The sequence below is a fragment of the Sphingomonas sp. PAMC 26621 genome, assembly GCF_000251145.1.
Lineage (GTDB): Bacteria > Pseudomonadota > Alphaproteobacteria > Sphingomonadales > Sphingomonadaceae > Sphingomonas.
In genome coordinates, this window is the sequence record NZ_AIDW01000025.1 from 12,700 (window position 1) to 28,890 (window position 16,191).

Genomic DNA, 16,191 nt, shown 5'->3' on the forward strand with positions numbered 1-16,191 from the left:
ATGCGTTACCGCTTCACGATCCCGCTGCTGGCGGCAACCGCGCTCGCGGGTTGCACCGTCGGCCCCGACTTCGCCCGCCCCAAGGCACCCGCGACCGAGGCCTATCTGCCTGCGCGCGAGCAGGCCACCCCCGCGGGCGCGCCGGGGATCGCGTTCGGCGCGGGGCCGGTCCGGCGCTGGTGGACGGCGTTCGGATCGCCCGACCTCGATGCGCTGGTCGACCGCGCGATCGCGAACAACCGGAGCCTTGCCGCAAGCAACGCGACGCTCGCGGCAGCGCAGGACGAGCTGCGCGCAGTGGCCGGGCGGCGGCTGCCGCAGATCGACGCGACCGCGCGGGTCGATCAACAACAGGTCAATCTCGCCGGCTTCGGCTTTTCAGGGGGCAATCCGCTCGCGCCTGCAGGCAACCCTGAATTCCATCTCTACTCGGTCGGCGGCGGGATCAGCTACGATCTCGACCTGTTCGGCGGGCTGCGCCGCCAGGTCGAACAGAGCGCCGCGCAGGTCGAGGCACAGCAACGCCAGACCGAGGCGGCGCATCTCGCGATCGCGGGGCAGGTCGTCAACCAGGTGCTGACGGTCGCCGCGATCCGCGCGCAGGTCGCGACCGCCAACGCCTTGCTCGCGGACGATCTGCGCAACGTCGACCTGACGCAAAAACGCCGCGCGGGGGGCGAAGGTACGCTGGTCGAAGTGCTCAACGCGCAAAGCCAATATGCCGCGGATCGCGGCGACATCCCGCAACTGGAGCAGCAGTTGGCGGAAGCGCGGCATCTGCTCGCGACACTCGTCGGCGTCGCGCCCAGCGCGTTGGGCGCGACCGACTTCGACCTTGCCCGGTTGACCCTGCCGACGCAGGTCCCGGTCGCCCTTCCCTCCGAGCTCGTCCATCGCCGCCCCGACATCCTGCAGGCGGAAGCGAACCTGCACGCCGCCGCCGCGGGGATCGGCGTCGCGACCGCGCGGCTGTATCCCGACATCACGCTCGGCGCGACCGTGACGCAAGGCGCGCCGGGGATCGGTGATCTCGTCAAGAATGCGTTCCGGGGCTATGATATCTTCGCCGGGCTGACTGCGCCGATCTTCCACGGCGGGACCCTCAAGGCGCAACGCGCCGCGGCGATCGACCGCGCGCGGGCGAGCGATGCGACCTATCAGCAAACCGTTCTCGAGGCCTTCCAGCAGGTGGCCGACCTGCTTTCGGCAATCCAGAGCGATGCACGCTCGGTCGCCAACCAGAATGAGTCGGTGTCGGTGGCGGATCATTCGCGCAAGCTGTCACGCCGCAGTTTCCAGGTTGGCAATTCCGGTACCCTTCAGGTGCTCGAGACCGAGCGGCTGTACCAGCGCTCGAGCAATGCCCTCGTGGTCGCGCGCACACGGCAGTTCCTGAACGTCGCGCGCCTGTATGTCGCGACCGCGGGCGGCTGGGTCGATGCCGCGCAGCCACAATCGCTCCCTGCACGACAAGCCGTTCTAGGGGACGTTCCGGACGGCGCTGCGGCCCATTGAGTTTTGCAGCTTTTTATCCGAACGCGCACGCCATGCCCGAACAGCCCTCGTCACCCCGATCGCCCTATCCGGACCATGCGTTCGAAGCCTTTCTCTTCGACATGGACGGCACGCTGCTGACCTCGATCGAATCCGCCGAGCGGGTGTGGTCGCGCTGGCTTCGCCGACATGGGCTCGACCCGGTGAAGATCCTGCCGACGATCCACGGGGTGCAGACGCTCGAGACGATCACCCGGCTCGCCATCCCGGGGATCGACCCGCGCGAGGAGGCGGCGTGGATCGTCCGCGAGGAGATGACCGATCTCGACGGCGTTCGCGCGATTGCGGGCGCGGTCGACTTCGTCGGCAGCCTGCCGGACGACGGCTGGGCGATCGTGACCTCGGCCACGCGCCAGCTCGCCGAGGCCCGGCTCGCCGCCGCCGGGCTGACCGCGCCGCTGCTGTTCATCACCGCCGAGGATATTGCGGTCGGCAAGCCCGCGCCCGATTGCTACATCGCGGCGGCGCGGCGCTTGGGCAAGGATGTCACCCGGTGCGCCGTGTTCGAGGACGCGCCCGCCGGGATCGCGGCGGGGCGCGCCGCCGGGGCACCCGTGGTCGTCATCACCGCAACGCATGCGCACCCCGTCGAAACGGAATATCCGGCCGTCCGCGATTACGTGGGGCTGACCACGATCCACCACGAGGGAACGATCCGGCTGGCCCCGGCGCGCTAGGAAACGTTCGCCCCGAGCGTCCCTGGCATGGCCAGCAAAGGCGCTAGCCTGTTGAAACATGACAAATTTGAGAATTGCTCGCGACCGATCCTGCGGTGATACGCAGGGTGAAGAAGCGAGAGGATGCTAGAATGGCGGACGGTCGATGCGTTGTGGTGAGCGGCGCGGAAAGCGGGATCGGCGCGGCCTGCGCGGTTGCGTTCGGGGCACAGGGCGACAAGGTCGTGGTGCTGTTCCATGATGCCCGCAACGACGGCAGCGACACCGTCGCCCGGGTCAAGGCCGCCGGCGGAGATGCGATTGCGGTCCAGTGCGACGTCGGCGACGAGGCATCGGTAGAGACCGCATTTGCGACCGCCGAACGGACCTTTGGCCTGGTCAGCGTGCTCGTCAATTCCGCCGGGATCAACATGGCGGGCGTCCCGGTCCGCCAGATGACGGTCGCGCAGTGGCAGCGGATGCTCGATACCGATCTGACCGGTGCCTTCCTGACATCGCGCCGCTTCGTCCGGGATCGGCCGGCGAATGCGCCAGGCGCGATCATCCACATTTCGTCGATCCACGCCTATGCGGTCCGGTCGGGTGGTGCAGATTATTGCGCCGCCAAGGGCGGGCTGACCAACCTGATCGAGACGCTCGCGATCGAGGAAGCGCCCAATGGCATCCGCGTCAACGCGATCGAACCCGGCATGATCCTGACGCCGATGAACGAGCGCGCCAGCGCCGATCCGACCTACCGCAAGACGCTCGAGCAGAATATTCCGCTGAAGCGGGCCGGACGCCCGGAGGAGGTCGGCGATCTCGCCGTCTTCCTCGCCTCGGACAAGGCGACCTATATCACCGGCGCGCGGATCGTGATCGACGGCGGCCTGTCGCTGATGCAGGCACTCGGCGCATGACCGACGGCGTTCCTGCCGCCCGGACGTCGACGGTCCCCGCCACCAGCCAGTCTGAAATCGCGCCCGGCATCCCCGTCGTCCGCTCGAAGCTCCCCGCCGACAGCGTGACGGGGGACCGCAAGGTCCTCGTCTATCCATCCCCCGGTCTCGTCGATTTCAACGTGCACGCGCTTGAGGATATCCACCTGATGGGCCCCGCAGCGCTGATGGCGCGCGATCTGATGAGCCCGTTCGTCTGGCTGGAACCGGACGGCCGGTTCGGCATCATGGTGCGCGCGGTGACCCGGCCAGGCGAACCGATGACCGATACCGGAATCATCTGGGGCGGATGGAGCGACGACGGCGTCCATTTCAATATGCTCGACCAGCCGTCGATCCTCCCCGGTGCCACGGGCGAGAAGGACTCCGGCGGAGTGGAGGACCCGACCGTCGTCAAGATGGCGGACGGCAGCTACGTCGTCTATTATACCGGCGTCGAGGCGGACATGGCGCATGGCGAGATGTTCTACGCCACCGGGCCGAGCCTCGAAAAGCTGGTGAAGTCCGGGGTCGCGCTTGCCTCGACCAAGTCGCTCGGCAACACCAAGGAAGCGACGATCGATCGCGAGAAGGACGGCCGCTGGAGCCTGTTCTACGAATATGCGAGCGACGGCGCGAGCCGGATCGGTCTGGCGATCGGCGCGAACGTCGACGGGCCGTGGGACGAACAACCGACGCCGTTCATGCCGCGCGAGGATGGCTGGGACAATTGGCATCTCTCGACCGGCCCGATGCTGCTCGACGATCCCGAAATGCCGGTGATGTTCTATAACGGCGCGACGCACGACGCCCGCTGGCGGATCGGCTGGGTCGCGTTCGACCGCGCGCTGTCCCGCGTGGTGGATCGCTGCATCGAACCCTTGATCACGCCGCCGCCGGTGCCCGACCGGACCGCGAGCGACATCGCGTTTGCGGCATCGGTCACCAGTCGAGACGGCGAGATCTGGCTATACTATTCGCTTGAGGACCGACGGCTGTCGCGCGCCCGACTGAGGCGGAGCTGAACCGGGCGCGCGGTGACGGGGGCCGCGCCGTCGATCCCCGCTCCGAGCGCGAACACGCCCGATACGGATAACGCATTGCCGATATCGTGGCGGGGTAATACCGCGATCGGCCATGATGAGCGATCGCGCCTGTGGAGCGTTCGAGGGCGACCCCTCGATGAGTCCCGTGCAAAGCATCGAGCGTCATCGCGAGAATTGGACAAGGATCGGAACCGATGCGCAAATATGACGTCGTCATCGTAGGCGCAGGCCACGGAGGTGCGCAGGCCGCAATCGCGCTCCGCATGGCCAAGTTCGACGGCAGCATCGTGATGATCGGCGACGAGCCGGACTTGCCATATGAGCGACCGCCGCTTTCGAAGGACTATCTGTCGGGCAAGCGCGATTTCGACCGGATCCTGATCCGTCCGGCGCGGTTCTGGGCGGATCGCGGGATCGAGATGCGCGCCAATGCCCGCGTCGTCGCGGTCGATCCAACGGCGAAGACCGTCACCCTGCAGACGGGCGAAGCGATCGGCTATGATCAACTGGTCTGGGCGACCGGTGGTCGGGCGCGTCGGCTGACCTGCCCGGGGGCACATCTGCGCGGCGTTCACACGGTCCGCACCCGCGCCGATGCCGACCGGATGATCGCCGAGCTCCCCGCCGTGACGCGCGCGGTGGTGATCGGCGGCGGATTCATCGGGCTCGAGGCGGCGGCCGTGCTTCGCACGTTCGACAAGGCGGTAACCGTGCTCGAGGCGCTCGACCGCGTGCTCGCCCGCGTCGCAGCCGAGCCGCTCTCGCGGTTCTACGAAGCGCAGCACCGCGCGCATGGGGTCGACCTGCGGCTTGGCGTGGCGGTCGACGGTATCGAGGGGCGTGACGGCGCGGTCTGTGGCGTCCGGCTCGCGGACGGGACGGTGCTTGCCTGCGATCTGGTCGTGGTCGGGATCGGGATCGTGCCCGAGGTCGAACCACTGCTGACCGCGGGGGCCGAGGGCGGGAACGGAGTCCGCGTCGACGCGCAATGCCGCACCAGCCTGAGCGACGTGTTCGCGATCGGCGACTGCACCTTGCACGCCAATCGTTACGCCGCCGGCCCGGCAATCCGGCTCGAATCGGTGCAGAACGCGAACGATCAGGCCACGATCGTTGCAAAGACGATCGTCGGCCAGCATGTCGCTTATGACGCGGTGCCGTGGTTCTGGTCGGATCAGTACGACCTCAAGCTGCAGACCGTCGGCCTGTCGATCGGCTACGACCAGACAGTCGTTCGCGGCGATCCGGCGACACGCAGCTTTTCGGTCGTGTATTTCCGGCAGGGTCGCGTGATCGCGCTCGACTGCGTCAACGCGGCGCGCGATTACGTCCAGGGCAAGCGGCTCGTGGTCGACGCCCTTGCGCCCGATCCCGCCGCCGTCGAAGATGCGAGCATCCCGCTGAAAAGCCTCGCCCTCTAAAGCGGCCGGCAATGCAAGCATCGTCGCGTTCCGCACTTGTCAGGCCCCCTCGTGACCGGAGACTGAAATGGACGTCGTACCCCCCGCCCCGCCTGCACCGACCATCGCGGGGGTCGCGATGCCAGCACCGACCGAACGCGCCGCGCGGATCGGCGGACAGGTCGAAGCGTTCGTTCGCGACCATGTCATTCCCTACGAACGCGACCCCCGCTGTGGTCCGCACGGCCCGTCCGATGCGCTCGTTTTGGAGATGCGGGAAAAGGCGCGTGCTGCGGGCGTGTTGACGCCGCATATCCGCGACGACGGCGGACATCTCACCCAGCGCGAGACCGCCTTTGTCCTGCGGCTGTCGGGATTGTCGCCGCTCGGCCCGGTCGCGCTCAACACCGCGGCGCCCGACGAAGGCAACATGTTCCTGCTCGGCAAGGTCGGCAGCGACGAACAGAAACGGCGCTTCCTCGATCCGCTCGTCCGCGGACAGGCGCGCTCGGCGTTCTTCATGACCGAACCCGCGGCGGAGGGCGGGGCTGGGTCCGATCCGTCGATGATGCGGACGACCGCGGTGCCCGACGGCAATCATTGGGTGGTGAACGGGCGCAAGGCGTTCATCACCGGCGCGGTCGGCGCGCAGGTCGGCATCGTCATGGCCAAGTCCGCGGATGGCGCGTGCATGTTCCTGGTCGACCTGCCCGACCCGGCGATCACGATCGAGCGGGTGCTGGACACGATCGATTCGTCTATGCCGGGTGGCCATGCGGTGGTTGCGATCGACGGGTTGCGCATCCCGGCGGACCAGATGCTCGGGCACAGCGGCGAAGGGTTCAAATACGCGCAGATCCGGCTCGCTCCGGCGCGGCTCTCGCATTGCATGCGCTGGCTGGGGGCGTGCGTGCGCGCGAACGAGATCGCGACCGACTATGCCTGTCGCCGCCACGCCTTCGGCAAGCCGCTGATCGACCACGAAGGCGTCGGCTTCATGCTGGCGGAAAACCTGATCGACCTGAAACAAGCCGAACTCATGGTCGACTGGTGCGCCGGCGTCCTCGACGGCGGCGCACCCGGGACGGTCGAAAGCTCGATGACGAAGGTCGCGGTGTCCGAGGCGCTGATGCGGATCGCGGACCGCTGCGTCCAGGTGATGGGCGGCACGGGGGTGAGTGGCGACACGATCGTCGAACAGGTGTTCCGCGAAATCCGCGCATTCCGCATCTACGATGGGCCCACCGAGGTGCACAAATGGAGCCTGGCCAAAAAGATCAAGCGTGACAGGACGACAGCATGACGGCGGAAGGCGCGGGTGTTGCAACGCCGTGGTGCGGCTCGGACGCGCTCGTCATCGTCGATCCGCAGATCGACTTCTGCCCCGGGGGCCGGCTGGCCGTCACGGGCGGAAACGAGATCATGGCCGGGATCGCGATGCTCGCCCCGCACTTCCGGCATGTCGTCGTAACGCAGGACTGGCATCCGGCGGGGCACCAGTCCTTCGCAAGCAGCCATCCCGGTCGGCAGCCGTTCGATACGGTGCCGATGCCCTATGGCGAGCAGATCCTGTGGCCGGATCACTGCGTCCAGGGGACGGCTGGCGCCACGTTCCACCCCGCCGTGCAAGGTGCCATCGGCCGCGCGCACCTCATCATCCGCAAAGGGTATAATCCGGAGGTGGATTCCTATTCGGCCTTTTTCGAGAACGACAAGGCCACGCGGACGGGGCTGGCGGGCTATCTGCGGGACAAGCAGGTGCGCCGATGCGTATTCGTGGGGCTGGCCTATGATTTCTGCGTTGCGTGGTCCGCCCTCGATGCCCGGCGCGAGGGCTTCGAAGCGTCGATCCTGACGGAGCATACGCGCGCGATCGCAATGCCGGTACCGGGTGGGACGACCGTCGACGTGGTGGAAGCGCAGTTTCGTGCGGCAGACGTCCGGCTGTTGTAGCCCATTCCTGCCTCGAGCCAGCATCACCGTCCGGGCCGATGACAGGATCGTCCCGGACGATGGACCTCGCCCCCTTACATGCCGGCGGCGGTCGGGCGAACGATGACTTCGTTGATGTCCACCCCCTCGGGCTGCTCCAGCGCGTAACGGATCGCCCGCGCGATCGCGTCGGGAGTCAGCGATTTCTGCCGCCACGTCGTGAGCGCCGAGGCGATATCCGGGTCGGTGATGTCATTGCCCAGTTCGGTCGCCACGACCCCCGGGGAGATGATCGTGGTGCGGATGTCGTCATGCTCCTGCCGCAGCCCTTCGGTGATCGCCCAGACCGCATATTTGGTCGCGCAATAGACGGCGGCGCTCGGCATCACGAAATGCGCGGCGATCGAGGCGACATTGACGACGTGGCCCGAGCGCTGCGCGATGAACCGCGGCAGCACCGCGGCGATCCCGTTCAGCACGCCGTGAATGTTGACGTCGATCATGCGCCGCCACTCGTCCGTCTTCAGCGCGGCGAGCGGCGACAGCGGCATCACGCCGGCGTTGTTGATCAACACGTCTACGCGCCCGAACCGCGCTTCCGCCGCGTCGGCGAAGGCGGCGAAGCTCGCAGGGTCGGTCACATCCAGCACGTGCCACGCAACAGTGGCGCCGAGTTCCGCCGCGAGCGCTTCGAGCCGATCGGTCCGGCGCGCGCCGATGAAAAGACGCGCCCCCTTGCCCGCGAGCTCACGCACGGTTGCCTCGCCGATCCCGCTGGAGGCGCCGCTTATCAGCACGGTCTTGTCGATGACGTCGTTCATGGTGGTTCCTTTTCATCGTCCTAAGGACAAGGCACAGATGGGGCCGGACGCGGCTTGCGCGTGAGAGCGATCCGCCGCGATCCTTGCCCGATCCTCCGAAACGCAGGGACCGCGCTTGCGAGGGCGGGCGGCAGCGAACACAGTCTCCGCATGAGCACGATCACAGACCTCGCCGCGCTGGTTGCGCGGCACGTGCCGAGCACCGGGATGGTGCGGACGCCGATCGATCGGCTGTCGCTGTTCCGCGCCGACGCGCCGACCGTGCCCCTGCCCGCAGTCTACGAGGCGTCGCTTTGCGTGATCGCCCAAGGCACCAAGCAGGTGTCTCTGGGCGAGCGGAGTCTCGTCTACGATGCCGCGCATTATCTGCTGGTTTCGGTCGACCTGCCGCTCGTCGGGCATGTCATCCAGGCCGACCGCGACACCCCCTACCTCTGCTGCAAGATCGACATCGATCAGGCGGCGCTGGCGGACCTCATCCTGGCGGAAGGCGGGCGCGCGCCCCGGGCGGATCTGCCGGCGCTCGCGGTCTATCGCAGCGATGACGATCTGATCGACGCGACATGCCGGCTGATGCGGCTGCTCGACCAGCCCGCCAGCATCCCGGCGCTGGCGCCGCTGATCGAGCGGGAAATCCTGTACCGGTTGCTCACCGGCCCGCACGGGCCTGCGCTTCGCTACATGGCGGTCGCCGACAGTCACCTCAATCAGGTCAGCCGCGCGATCGCGACGATCCGCACCGGCTTCGACCGGCCGCTGCGGATCGGCGACATCGCGACCGCCGCGGGCATGAGCGCATCGTCGCTGCACGAGCATTTCAAGGCGGTGACGCGGATGACGCCGCTGGAATATCAGAAGCAGCTGCGGCTGCAGGAGGCGCGACGCCTGATGCTGTCCGCCGGCACGACCGCGAGCAGCGCCGGCTTCGCCGTGGGCTATGAAAGCCCCTCGCAATTCACCCGCGAATATGCGCGCCTGTTCGGCGCCCCGCCCCGCCGGGACATCGAACAGCTCCAGCGTAGCGGCAATCTGCTCACGCCGGTGTAACCCCGCCGCGCGACCGGCCCGATCCCGACCCCGCCTGCGGGCTTCCGAGCCGCGGACGCCGGTTCGTCTTTAGCTGCCAGCGGATCGAGGTCCGCCACCCGTCATCGCCGTTTCGCCGGGCGGGAGCGGCGCGCGACCGCGGCACCGCTGTTCACCGTATCCTCGTGCGACAGCTTGCGCCACCGCGCGAAGCGCGCGGGATCGAGCGTCCCCGCCGCGAGCGCGGCGTTGATGGCGCATCCCGGTTCCGCGACATGCATGCAGTTCGAGAACCGGCACTCAAGCGCGAGATTCGTGACATCGTCGAACACCTCGGTCACCCCGGTGCTCACTTCGGACATCTGCAGCTCGCGCATGCCGGGTGTGTCCACGAGCCAGCCACCGTCTTTGGCGCCATCGGCGAGGCGATACATCTCGCGGACCGTCGTCGTGTGCCGACCCTTGCCGTCGTCCTCGCGGACGGCCTGCGTCGCGATACTGCTCGATCCGGTCAGCGTCTTTACGAGCGTGGACTTGCCGACGCCGGATGACCCCACCAGCGCTACGGTCTGTCCGACGCCGCAATAATCCAGCAGGCGAGCGGAGTTCGCGGGATCTCGCCCGTCGACCAGTTCCACCCGCAATCCTGACTGAAGCGCGCGCGCCTCGTCGACGAGACGCTCGGGCGCGGGCGACAGATCGGCTTTGGTGAGGACCACGACCGGGCGGACGCCCACTTCGCGCGCGAGCACGAGATAGCGTTCCAGGCGCGCGATGTTGAAGTCCTGCTTGCAGGCCGTGACGATGAAGAGCGTGTCGACATTCGCGGCGATGAGCTGGACCCGGCGCTCGTCCCCCGGCGCGGGCCGCTTGAACAGGCTCGTCCGTTCGAGGATGCGCACGATGGTTCGGCTGTTCCGGTCGACCAGCAGCCAGTCCCCCACGGTGGGCCTGTCCTCGGCACCCCCTGGTACGGGCAAAGCGGAGGGAACAGAGTCCTCATACCCCTCGCCCGCGACGGTCACTCGTCCGCGATGAACCGAAATCACCCGGGCAGGCTGGACGTCACGGCGCTCCTCGGGAGAAAGCTGCTCGTCGAAGAACGGCTTCCAACCGAGCTGCGTCAGCGTGGGATCGGAGGTTTCCACCGGAGCTTCAGCCGTCCTCGGGACGGCCCGAACCGACCGCATCCGGCGTTTGCTGCTCGGCTGCCCGCTTGTCCGCTTTCGCCTGCGATTTCTTCGCGGCCTCAGCTGCCTTGGCCTTTTCGCGCTCGCGGCGCTCGAAGTCGTAATTGGTCTTGCGTGGGATGTCGGTCACTCCGGAGCTCGATATTGACCTCCGGGTACACGGATCCGTCGGTCGCGACTAGATACGCGGGCACGCAAAGGTTCGGGTCCGGTTCGCGTGTTTTCGCCAACTCCCGCCAGAGACGGCATTTTATCGGGGCGGCAGCATGTCCATGCGGCCGCCCCGAAGCGATTTAGTCGTGCGTCGAGACGTTGCCCTTGAAGTCCAGTCCGACATGGACGGTGTGGCCGCCCTTATGCGCGGTACCCCGCCATACGCCGTTTGCGTCCTTCGACAGCGCCGAGATCTTGGTGAACCCCGACTTCGCAATGTGCGCGCGTGCCTGGTTCTGCGTGAACGAATTCGCGCCGCGCCGGGCGGCCCCGTCGTTCACGGTATGCGCGGACTTGACCGCCTGATTGTCTTTGGCGGTCCCCGTCTGGGCAAGCGCGGGCGATGCCACAACGGCGACGCCAAGAAGCATATGAGAATAGAGTCGCATGATTTGGTCCTTTGAAAGCGATCGTCAGATCTGCGTGCGGCGGCCGCGTTCGGCGGCGATGTCGGCGTCCGAATAGGCAGGGCTCGTCTCGTCGAACTGCTTCCATCCATCCGCTTCATAGGCATTGCGACGGTCCACGACATCGACCGAACGTTCGTCGCCGAGGATGTTCCGCGCGATCTGCACGTGGGCCTCATCGACCTTTGCGATTACCAGCGTTCCCCCGCGGCGGACGCCCTCGGCATAGACGTTGGCGTCGCGTTCGGGAACGCCGGCATGGGTCAATGCCCCGACGAGGCCCCCGGCTGCCGCGCCAATCGCCGCCCCGCCAGCCGCGCCGACTGCCGTCGCCGCAAGCCATCCTGCCGCTACGACCGGACCGACGCCCGGGATCGCGAGCAACCCCAAACCGGCGAGCAGGCCGCCCACCCCGCCGACGGCCGCCCCGAGCCCGGCACCGATACCGGCATCCTCGGACGCGGCTTCCGCGGTATCGCGATCTGCGACCGTTCCATGCTTGTCATGGCCGACGATGCTGATGTCGCGGTGCGCGATGCCCGCGGCCTCGAGGTCCTGAACGGCGCGGCGGGCGTCGTCGTACTGATCGAACAGTCCTGTGATGGTCTGTGTCATGATATGCTCCTGCTTGGTGGTTGGCCCGACGGTGATGGGTGCGGGCGCGGTGGTCCGTTCAGCGAACGGTCGTGCGGACGACCATGTGATAGAGGACGAGCACGACGATCGCGCCGATCACGGCAACGACCAGGCTGTACAGGTTGAGGCCGGTAACCCCGGCGGCACCGAACTGGTTGAACAGAAAGCCGCCGACGACGGCACCGACAACGCCGAGGATGATGTCGAGCACCAGCCCTTCGCCGCTGCGATTGACGATCTTGCTACCGATGAACCCGGCCACCAGGCCAAGGATGATCCACGCTAGAATGGACATTTGATGATCTCCTCTCAAACCGGGCAACGCCCCGGATGATTGGAAATTAAGGGTTTGCAAACGGTAACCCCAGATGCGCAGGCACCTCATGAATGGGTGCCCGCACCCCAGAAACACGAAGTAATTTGCCTTTCCGGCGACTCAGTCCGCCGGCTCGAAGCGCAGCTGATGGCCCCGGTCGCGCGCCCAGATGATCGCTTCCGCGCGGCTATGCGCGCCGATCTTCGCGTACAACCGCGCGACGTGGTTGCGCACCGTGTTGCGCTTGAGCGAGAGCGCTTCGGCGATCGCGTCATCGGTCTTTCCGCGCGTGATCAGCGCGAGCACCTCGCGTTCGCGCGCGGTGAGGTCGACTGACCGGACGACCGCGCCCGGCCGCGGCGTGGGGCCGCGCAACGCCGCGAGGCGGTCCATGATCTTCTGGCTGAGCCAGCTCGAATCCTGCATCACGCCTTCGATCGCGCCGATCAGGTCGAGCTCGGTGCGCTTGCGGTCGCTGATGTCCTGGAACGCCGCGAGGATGCAATATTGCCCGTTGATCGAGACGGTTTCGGCCGACGCCAGACAGGTGACGAGCGTGCCGGTGCGCGTCTTCACCTGCAGTTCGTAGCCGCGGAAGGAACCCGCCTCGGCGACGCGCTTCTCGATTTCGCGGCGAGTCGCCGAGCTTTCGAACAGTTCGATCTCGGACGGCTTGCGCCCGACGACACTCTCGAGTCCCCAGTCGGTAAGTCCCAGGAACGCGTGATTGACGTTGAGGATGCGATGCCCGTCGAGGCTCGTCAGGACCATCGGCACCGGCGCAAACCGGAAGACGGTGGCAAAGCGCTCCTCGCTTTGTCGCAGCGCGTGTTCGGCGCGGCGGCGTGGCTCGAGATCGGCGAAGGTGAAGATCATGCATTGTTCGTTATTGGGCATCTCGGCGGGATGCCCGGCGAGCAGCACCAGCTTGGTGTCGCCGTTTGGCAGCGGCAGCTCGGCTTCCATCTGCGGGATGATCGCGCCTTCGGTGAGCCGCCGCTTTGCCCGCTCGCTTTCCACCGCCTGCGCGAGGATGTCGAGCTCGTACACCGAGCGCCCGACGATCGCGTCGCGGTTCCACCCCGTCAGGTCGAGGAACCCTTCGTTCACGCGGACGTAGCGCAGATCGGCAAGGCGAACGATCAAGGCCGGCGCGGGATTGGCGTTGAACATGCTCTCGAAGCGCTCGCTCGCCTCGAAAGCCTCGGTCGCGTCGCAGATGATCAGCACCAGACAGTCGGGCTTGCCGTCGCGGTCGAGGACGAACCCCCGCTCACGGTGCACCCAATCCGGGTCTTCCTGCCCGGTCTTTCGCACGTCGACGATAACGTCTTCGAACGCCTCGCCCCGGCACAGGCGCACCATCGGATAGGCGGATGCGGGCATGGGCTGCCCATCGCGCAGCCGGAGCTCGAAGGCGCGCTGGTAGCTCTCGACCGTTCCGCCCCATTCGGCCAGCGTGGCAGACCCGTGCATCACGAGTGCCGCCTCATTGGCCCAGACAATCCGTCCATCCGGCTCGATCAGGACGATCCCGTCGCTCAACCCCTCGACGATGCGGTGCAGCTGCTCGCGATCGGGACGGGTTGCCGGGTCGGGCGAATTGGACGTGGCGCGCGGCATTGACCTGGTTCCTTGCGATTCGACAGTCTGCGACACCCTAGCCTAGCGCCGGACAACCCGTTCAAGCGCAATCAAAAAAGCACGGTCCGGAGACGGCGGCGGCCGCTGCCGCCACGATGCCCCACGAACAACCATCCAGACCGGCGTCTGCCGAAACCGGTCGCCCACGCCCGATACGATCACGGCACTGCCGCCGTATGGTGATCGGCAAGGATAATCCCCTCGAATCGCAGGAAACTGCCGTCGGTCGTCGCCTTGGTCCCTTGCGATTGCCGGACACTTCCGGAATGATTGCGACGACGGCACGGGTGCCGCGAAGGGGCAAGCCTTGGTTCGGTTCATAGTTGCGGTGCTGGCACTGCTCTCGTCCGTCGCGACCCCCGCGCTTGCCGCCGACGGGGACCGTCGACCGTTCCTCATCAAGCAGTTCAGGCTCGAGAACGGCACCGTGCTGCCACAGGCCAGGGTGATGTACGCGACCTACGGCACGCTCAACGCCGCGCATGACAATGCCGTGCTGCTCCCGTCGCATTACATGGCGGATTCGCATGGCTACGAATGGCTGATCGGTCCGGACAAGGCGCTCGATCCGCGGAAATACTTCCTGATCGCGACCGAGCTGTTCGGCAACGGAAAGTCGTCCTCCCCCAGCAACACGCCCGCGCCGTTCGACGGACCTCGCTTTCCGGTCACCAGCATCCGCGACAATGTCGAGGCGGTCCATCGGCTGCTCGCCAAGGGGCTCGGGGTGCACCACCTGCGGGCCATCGTCGGTTTTTCGATGGGCGGGGAACAGGCGTTCCAATGGGCGGTGAGCCATCCCGGCTTCGCCGACCGGATCGTCGTCACCTCTGCGACCGCGAAAGCGTGGCCGCACGGAATCATCCGGCTGGAGAGCCAGATCATGGCGATCCAGAACGATCCGGCCTTCGCCGGCGGCGACTACAAGGCACCGCCCAAGGCCGGGCTGCAGACCTTCGGCGCGGTGTGGGCGGGCTGGCTGTTCTCGCAAGGATGGTGGCGCGAGGAACTGTGGCGCGCCGGGGCGGCGCCCGGCACGACCTACCGCAGCGTGTTCGAGGGATTGTACAAGGATTTCGTGCCCGGCGGCGATGCCAACGACCTGATCCTGCAGATGCGGACGTGGGAGGGGCATGACATCGGCACGACCCCCGGCATGGGCGGCGACATCAAACGCGCGCTTGGGTCGATCGCGGTGCCCGTCCTCTATATGCCATCGGCGACGGATCTCTACTTTCCGGTCGATGACGCCCGTTACGAAGCCGCGTTCATTCCGCGCGTCACCCTGTTGCCGATCCCCTCCCTCTGGGGCCATACCGCCGGCGCGGCGAGCAACCCGGCAGATGCCAAGTTCCTCAACGACCGTATCGGCGCCTTCATGCGCGCAGGCGACCGAACCGAGTGAACGCCGCATCCTTCGTCCGTCCCGGCACCTGATCAACCCGGAGAACGCGCCGAAAAATCCATCGCGGCGAGATCCTCGAGCAGATCGGGACCGGTCGGTTCCCATCCCAGGCGTGCGCGCGTCCAGGCGCTCGACGCGATCATGTCGAGCGCCGCGAACGGTGCCATCCAGCCGAAATAGTGTTGGACTTCGTCGGCTGCGATGGAGCGGACGGGCAGCCCGCTTCCCTGGCCGATCGCCTCCGCGATGGCGCGTGCGGTGACGCCCTCCTCGACCGATGCATTGTAGCGCGCGCCCGGCTCGCCCTTCTCCAGCGCCAGCACGTAGAGCCTCGCCACGTCGCTGACGTGCGCCGCCGACCAGCGCGTATGCCCCGCGCCGAGATACGCCACCGCGCCGGCCCGACGTGCCTCGGCGATCAACGGGGTGATCAGCCCGGCTTTCGTCGTGTCGTGCACCTGCGGCAGTCGGATCGTGCGCACGTCGATCCCGCGCGCGGTCAGTGCCGCGCCGGCGAGCTCGGTCGCGATACGCGGATTGGCGTGGCGCGGGTTGAGCACGTCCTCCGTCGCCGGGCCGCCATGCAACGGCGTGCCGATGCCGACACCGGAGGTGATCAGGATCGGCTTCTGCGTCCCGGCCAACGCCTCGCCCATTGCGGCGATGTTGCGTTCATCCTTCTTCGTGTTCTCCACGAACGTCGTGAAATCATGGTCGAACGCGCAGTGGATGACCGCGTCCGCCGCCGCAGCGCCGCTGGCGAGCGTCTCGGGCTGTTCCAGATCGCCCCGATGGACCTTCGCGCCGGCCGCTTCGAGCAGCCGGGCGCCCGCATCGGAGCGGGTCAGACCGAGCACCTGATGCCCACGACCAAGAAGTTCGGGAATGACGTGTGAGCCGATGAAGCCGGTAGCCCCGGTCAGAAATACGCGCATGGGAATCTCCTTGTTGCCGGTGGGTGTATCGGGGCCGGTAGGAACGTGGTAAAGTAGGGACCTTATCGGGGT

Annotated in this window: 17 protein-coding genes; 9 read left to right on the forward strand and 8 right to left on the reverse strand. The window is 67.1% G+C overall.

Going from position 1 to position 16,191, the window contains the following annotated elements; all coding sequences use genetic code 11:
* From RI03_RS14635 to RI03_RS14665, 7 genes are all read left to right on the forward strand, one after another.
* Complete coding sequence (locus tag RI03_RS14635) at nt 1-1,515, forward strand: efflux transporter outer membrane subunit (RefSeq protein ID WP_010218189.1); 1,515 nt, start codon at nt 1-3, stop codon at nt 1,513-1,515.
* 32 nt (nt 1,516-1,547) lie between these two features.
* Nucleotides 1,548-2,231, forward strand: coding sequence for an HAD-IA family hydrolase (locus RI03_RS14640; RefSeq protein WP_010218190.1), 684 nt, complete (start codon nt 1,548-1,550; stop codon nt 2,229-2,231).
* Nucleotides 2,232-2,362: 131 nt separating this feature from the next.
* Complete coding sequence (locus RI03_RS14645; RefSeq protein ID WP_026046748.1) at nt 2,363-3,130, forward strand: SDR family NAD(P)-dependent oxidoreductase; 768 nt, start codon at nt 2,363-2,365, stop codon at nt 3,128-3,130.
* Nucleotides 3,127-4,173, forward strand: coding sequence for a glycosidase (locus RI03_RS14650; protein WP_010218192.1), 1,047 nt, complete (start codon nt 3,127-3,129; stop codon nt 4,171-4,173). The genes RI03_RS14645 and RI03_RS14650 overlap by 4 nt, the downstream gene beginning before the upstream one ends.
* A gap of 215 nt (nt 4,174-4,388) precedes the next feature.
* Nucleotides 4,389-5,615 (forward strand): NAD(P)/FAD-dependent oxidoreductase, encoded by a 1,227-nt coding sequence (locus RI03_RS14655; RefSeq protein ID WP_010218193.1) that lies wholly within the window; start codon nt 4,389-4,391, stop codon nt 5,613-5,615.
* 118 nt (nt 5,616-5,733) lie between these two features.
* Nucleotides 5,734-6,897, forward strand: a complete 1,164-nt coding sequence (locus tag RI03_RS14660; RefSeq protein WP_010218194.1) for an acyl-CoA dehydrogenase family protein — start codon at nt 5,734-5,736, stop codon at nt 6,895-6,897.
* The gene (locus RI03_RS14665) at nt 6,894-7,547 is read left to right on the forward strand and encodes a nicotinamidase (RefSeq protein WP_010218195.1); all 654 of its coding nucleotides are present in this window, start codon (nt 6,894-6,896) and stop codon (nt 7,545-7,547) included. Before RI03_RS14660 ends, RI03_RS14665 begins: the two co-directional genes overlap by 4 nt.
* A 74-nt stretch (nt 7,548-7,621) precedes the next feature.
* On the opposite strand, the gene RI03_RS14670 is transcribed toward RI03_RS14665, so the two are convergent.
* Nucleotides 7,622-8,347: an SDR family oxidoreductase gene (locus tag RI03_RS14670; RefSeq protein WP_010218196.1), complete on the reverse strand. Its 726-nt coding sequence runs from the start codon at nt 8,345-8,347 to the stop codon at nt 7,622-7,624.
* Nucleotides 8,348-8,497: 150 nt separating this feature from the next.
* Between RI03_RS14670 and RI03_RS14675 the strand changes: the two genes are divergently transcribed.
* Nucleotides 8,498-9,394 (forward strand): AraC family transcriptional regulator, encoded by an 897-nt coding sequence (locus RI03_RS14675; protein ID WP_010218197.1) that lies wholly within the window; start codon nt 8,498-8,500, stop codon nt 9,392-9,394.
* A 101-nt stretch (nt 9,395-9,495) separates the two neighbouring features.
* Here the strand turns inward: RI03_RS14675 and rsgA are convergent, their stop codons facing one another.
* The 6 genes from rsgA to RI03_RS14700 form a co-directional block, all read right to left on the reverse strand.
* Complete coding sequence (gene rsgA / locus RI03_RS14680) at nt 9,496-10,521, reverse strand: ribosome small subunit-dependent GTPase A (RefSeq protein ID WP_238542383.1); 1,026 nt, start codon at nt 10,519-10,521, stop codon at nt 9,496-9,498.
* Nucleotides 10,522-10,528: 7 nt separating this feature from the next.
* A complete protein-coding gene (locus RI03_RS24095; RefSeq protein ID WP_157136818.1) occupies nt 10,529-10,693 on the reverse strand; it encodes a hypothetical protein in 165 nt (54 codons plus the stop codon).
* Between the two features lie 163 nt (nt 10,694-10,856).
* Nucleotides 10,857-11,165, reverse strand: coding sequence for a hypothetical protein (locus RI03_RS14685; RefSeq protein WP_010218199.1), 309 nt, complete (start codon nt 11,163-11,165; stop codon nt 10,857-10,859).
* Nucleotides 11,166-11,189: 24 nt separating this feature from the next.
* Nucleotides 11,190-11,798: a general stress protein gene (locus tag RI03_RS14690; RefSeq protein WP_010160710.1), complete on the reverse strand. Its 609-nt coding sequence runs from the start codon at nt 11,796-11,798 to the stop codon at nt 11,190-11,192.
* 58 nt (nt 11,799-11,856) lie between these two features.
* Nucleotides 11,857-12,114: a GlsB/YeaQ/YmgE family stress response membrane protein gene (locus tag RI03_RS14695; RefSeq protein ID WP_010160711.1), complete on the reverse strand. Its 258-nt coding sequence runs from the start codon at nt 12,112-12,114 to the stop codon at nt 11,857-11,859.
* A gap of 141 nt (nt 12,115-12,255) precedes the next feature.
* Complete coding sequence (locus RI03_RS14700) at nt 12,256-13,758, reverse strand: helix-turn-helix transcriptional regulator (protein WP_010160712.1); 1,503 nt, start codon at nt 13,756-13,758, stop codon at nt 12,256-12,258.
* Between the two features lie 328 nt (nt 13,759-14,086).
* Between RI03_RS14700 and RI03_RS14705 the strand changes: the two genes are divergently transcribed.
* The gene (locus RI03_RS14705; RefSeq protein WP_202949370.1) at nt 14,087-15,184 is read left to right on the forward strand and encodes an alpha/beta fold hydrolase; all 1,098 of its coding nucleotides are present in this window, start codon (nt 14,087-14,089) and stop codon (nt 15,182-15,184) included.
* Nucleotides 15,185-15,216: 32 nt separating this feature from the next.
* On the opposite strand, the gene RI03_RS14710 is transcribed toward RI03_RS14705, so the two are convergent.
* The gene (locus RI03_RS14710) at nt 15,217-16,119 is read right to left on the reverse strand and encodes an SDR family oxidoreductase (protein WP_010218203.1); all 903 of its coding nucleotides are present in this window, start codon (nt 16,117-16,119) and stop codon (nt 15,217-15,219) included.
* Between the last annotated feature and the right edge of the window lie 72 nt (nt 16,120-16,191).

Excerpts from the sequence above, each read along its gene's own strand:
- RI03_RS14700 (WP_010160712.1), bottom strand. The coding sequence starts at position 13,758 with ATGCCGCGCGCCACGTCCAATTCGCCCGACCCGGCAACCCGTCCCGAT.
- RI03_RS14635 (WP_010218189.1), top strand. The coding sequence starts at position 1 with ATGCGTTACCGCTTCACGATCCCGCTGCTGGCGGCAACCGCGCTCGCG.
- RI03_RS14655 (WP_010218193.1), top strand. The coding sequence starts at position 4,389 with ATGCGCAAATATGACGTCGTCATCGTAGGCGCAGGCCACGGAGGTGCG.
- RI03_RS14670 (WP_010218196.1), bottom strand. The coding sequence starts at position 8,347 with ATGAACGACGTCATCGACAAGACCGTGCTGATAAGCGGCGCCTCCAGC.
- RI03_RS14685 (WP_010218199.1), bottom strand. The coding sequence starts at position 11,165 with ATGCGACTCTATTCTCATATGCTTCTTGGCGTCGCCGTTGTGGCATCG.
- RI03_RS14645 (WP_026046748.1), top strand. The coding sequence starts at position 2,363 with ATGGCGGACGGTCGATGCGTTGTGGTGAGCGGCGCGGAAAGCGGGATC.
- RI03_RS14710 (WP_010218203.1), bottom strand. The coding sequence starts at position 16,119 with ATGCGCGTATTTCTGACCGGGGCTACCGGCTTCATCGGCTCACACGTC.
- RI03_RS14660 (WP_010218194.1), top strand. The coding sequence starts at position 5,734 with ATGCCAGCACCGACCGAACGCGCCGCGCGGATCGGCGGACAGGTCGAA.
- RI03_RS14665 (WP_010218195.1), top strand. The coding sequence starts at position 6,894 with ATGACGGCGGAAGGCGCGGGTGTTGCAACGCCGTGGTGCGGCTCGGAC.
- RI03_RS14650 (WP_010218192.1), top strand. The coding sequence starts at position 3,127 with ATGACCGACGGCGTTCCTGCCGCCCGGACGTCGACGGTCCCCGCCACC.
- RI03_RS14690 (WP_010160710.1), bottom strand. The coding sequence starts at position 11,798 with ATGACACAGACCATCACAGGACTGTTCGATCAGTACGACGACGCCCGC.
- RI03_RS14695 (WP_010160711.1), bottom strand. The coding sequence starts at position 12,114 with ATGTCCATTCTAGCGTGGATCATCCTTGGCCTGGTGGCCGGGTTCATC.
- RI03_RS14640 (WP_010218190.1), top strand. The coding sequence starts at position 1,548 with ATGCCCGAACAGCCCTCGTCACCCCGATCGCCCTATCCGGACCATGCG.
- RI03_RS14675 (WP_010218197.1), top strand. The coding sequence starts at position 8,498 with ATGAGCACGATCACAGACCTCGCCGCGCTGGTTGCGCGGCACGTGCCG.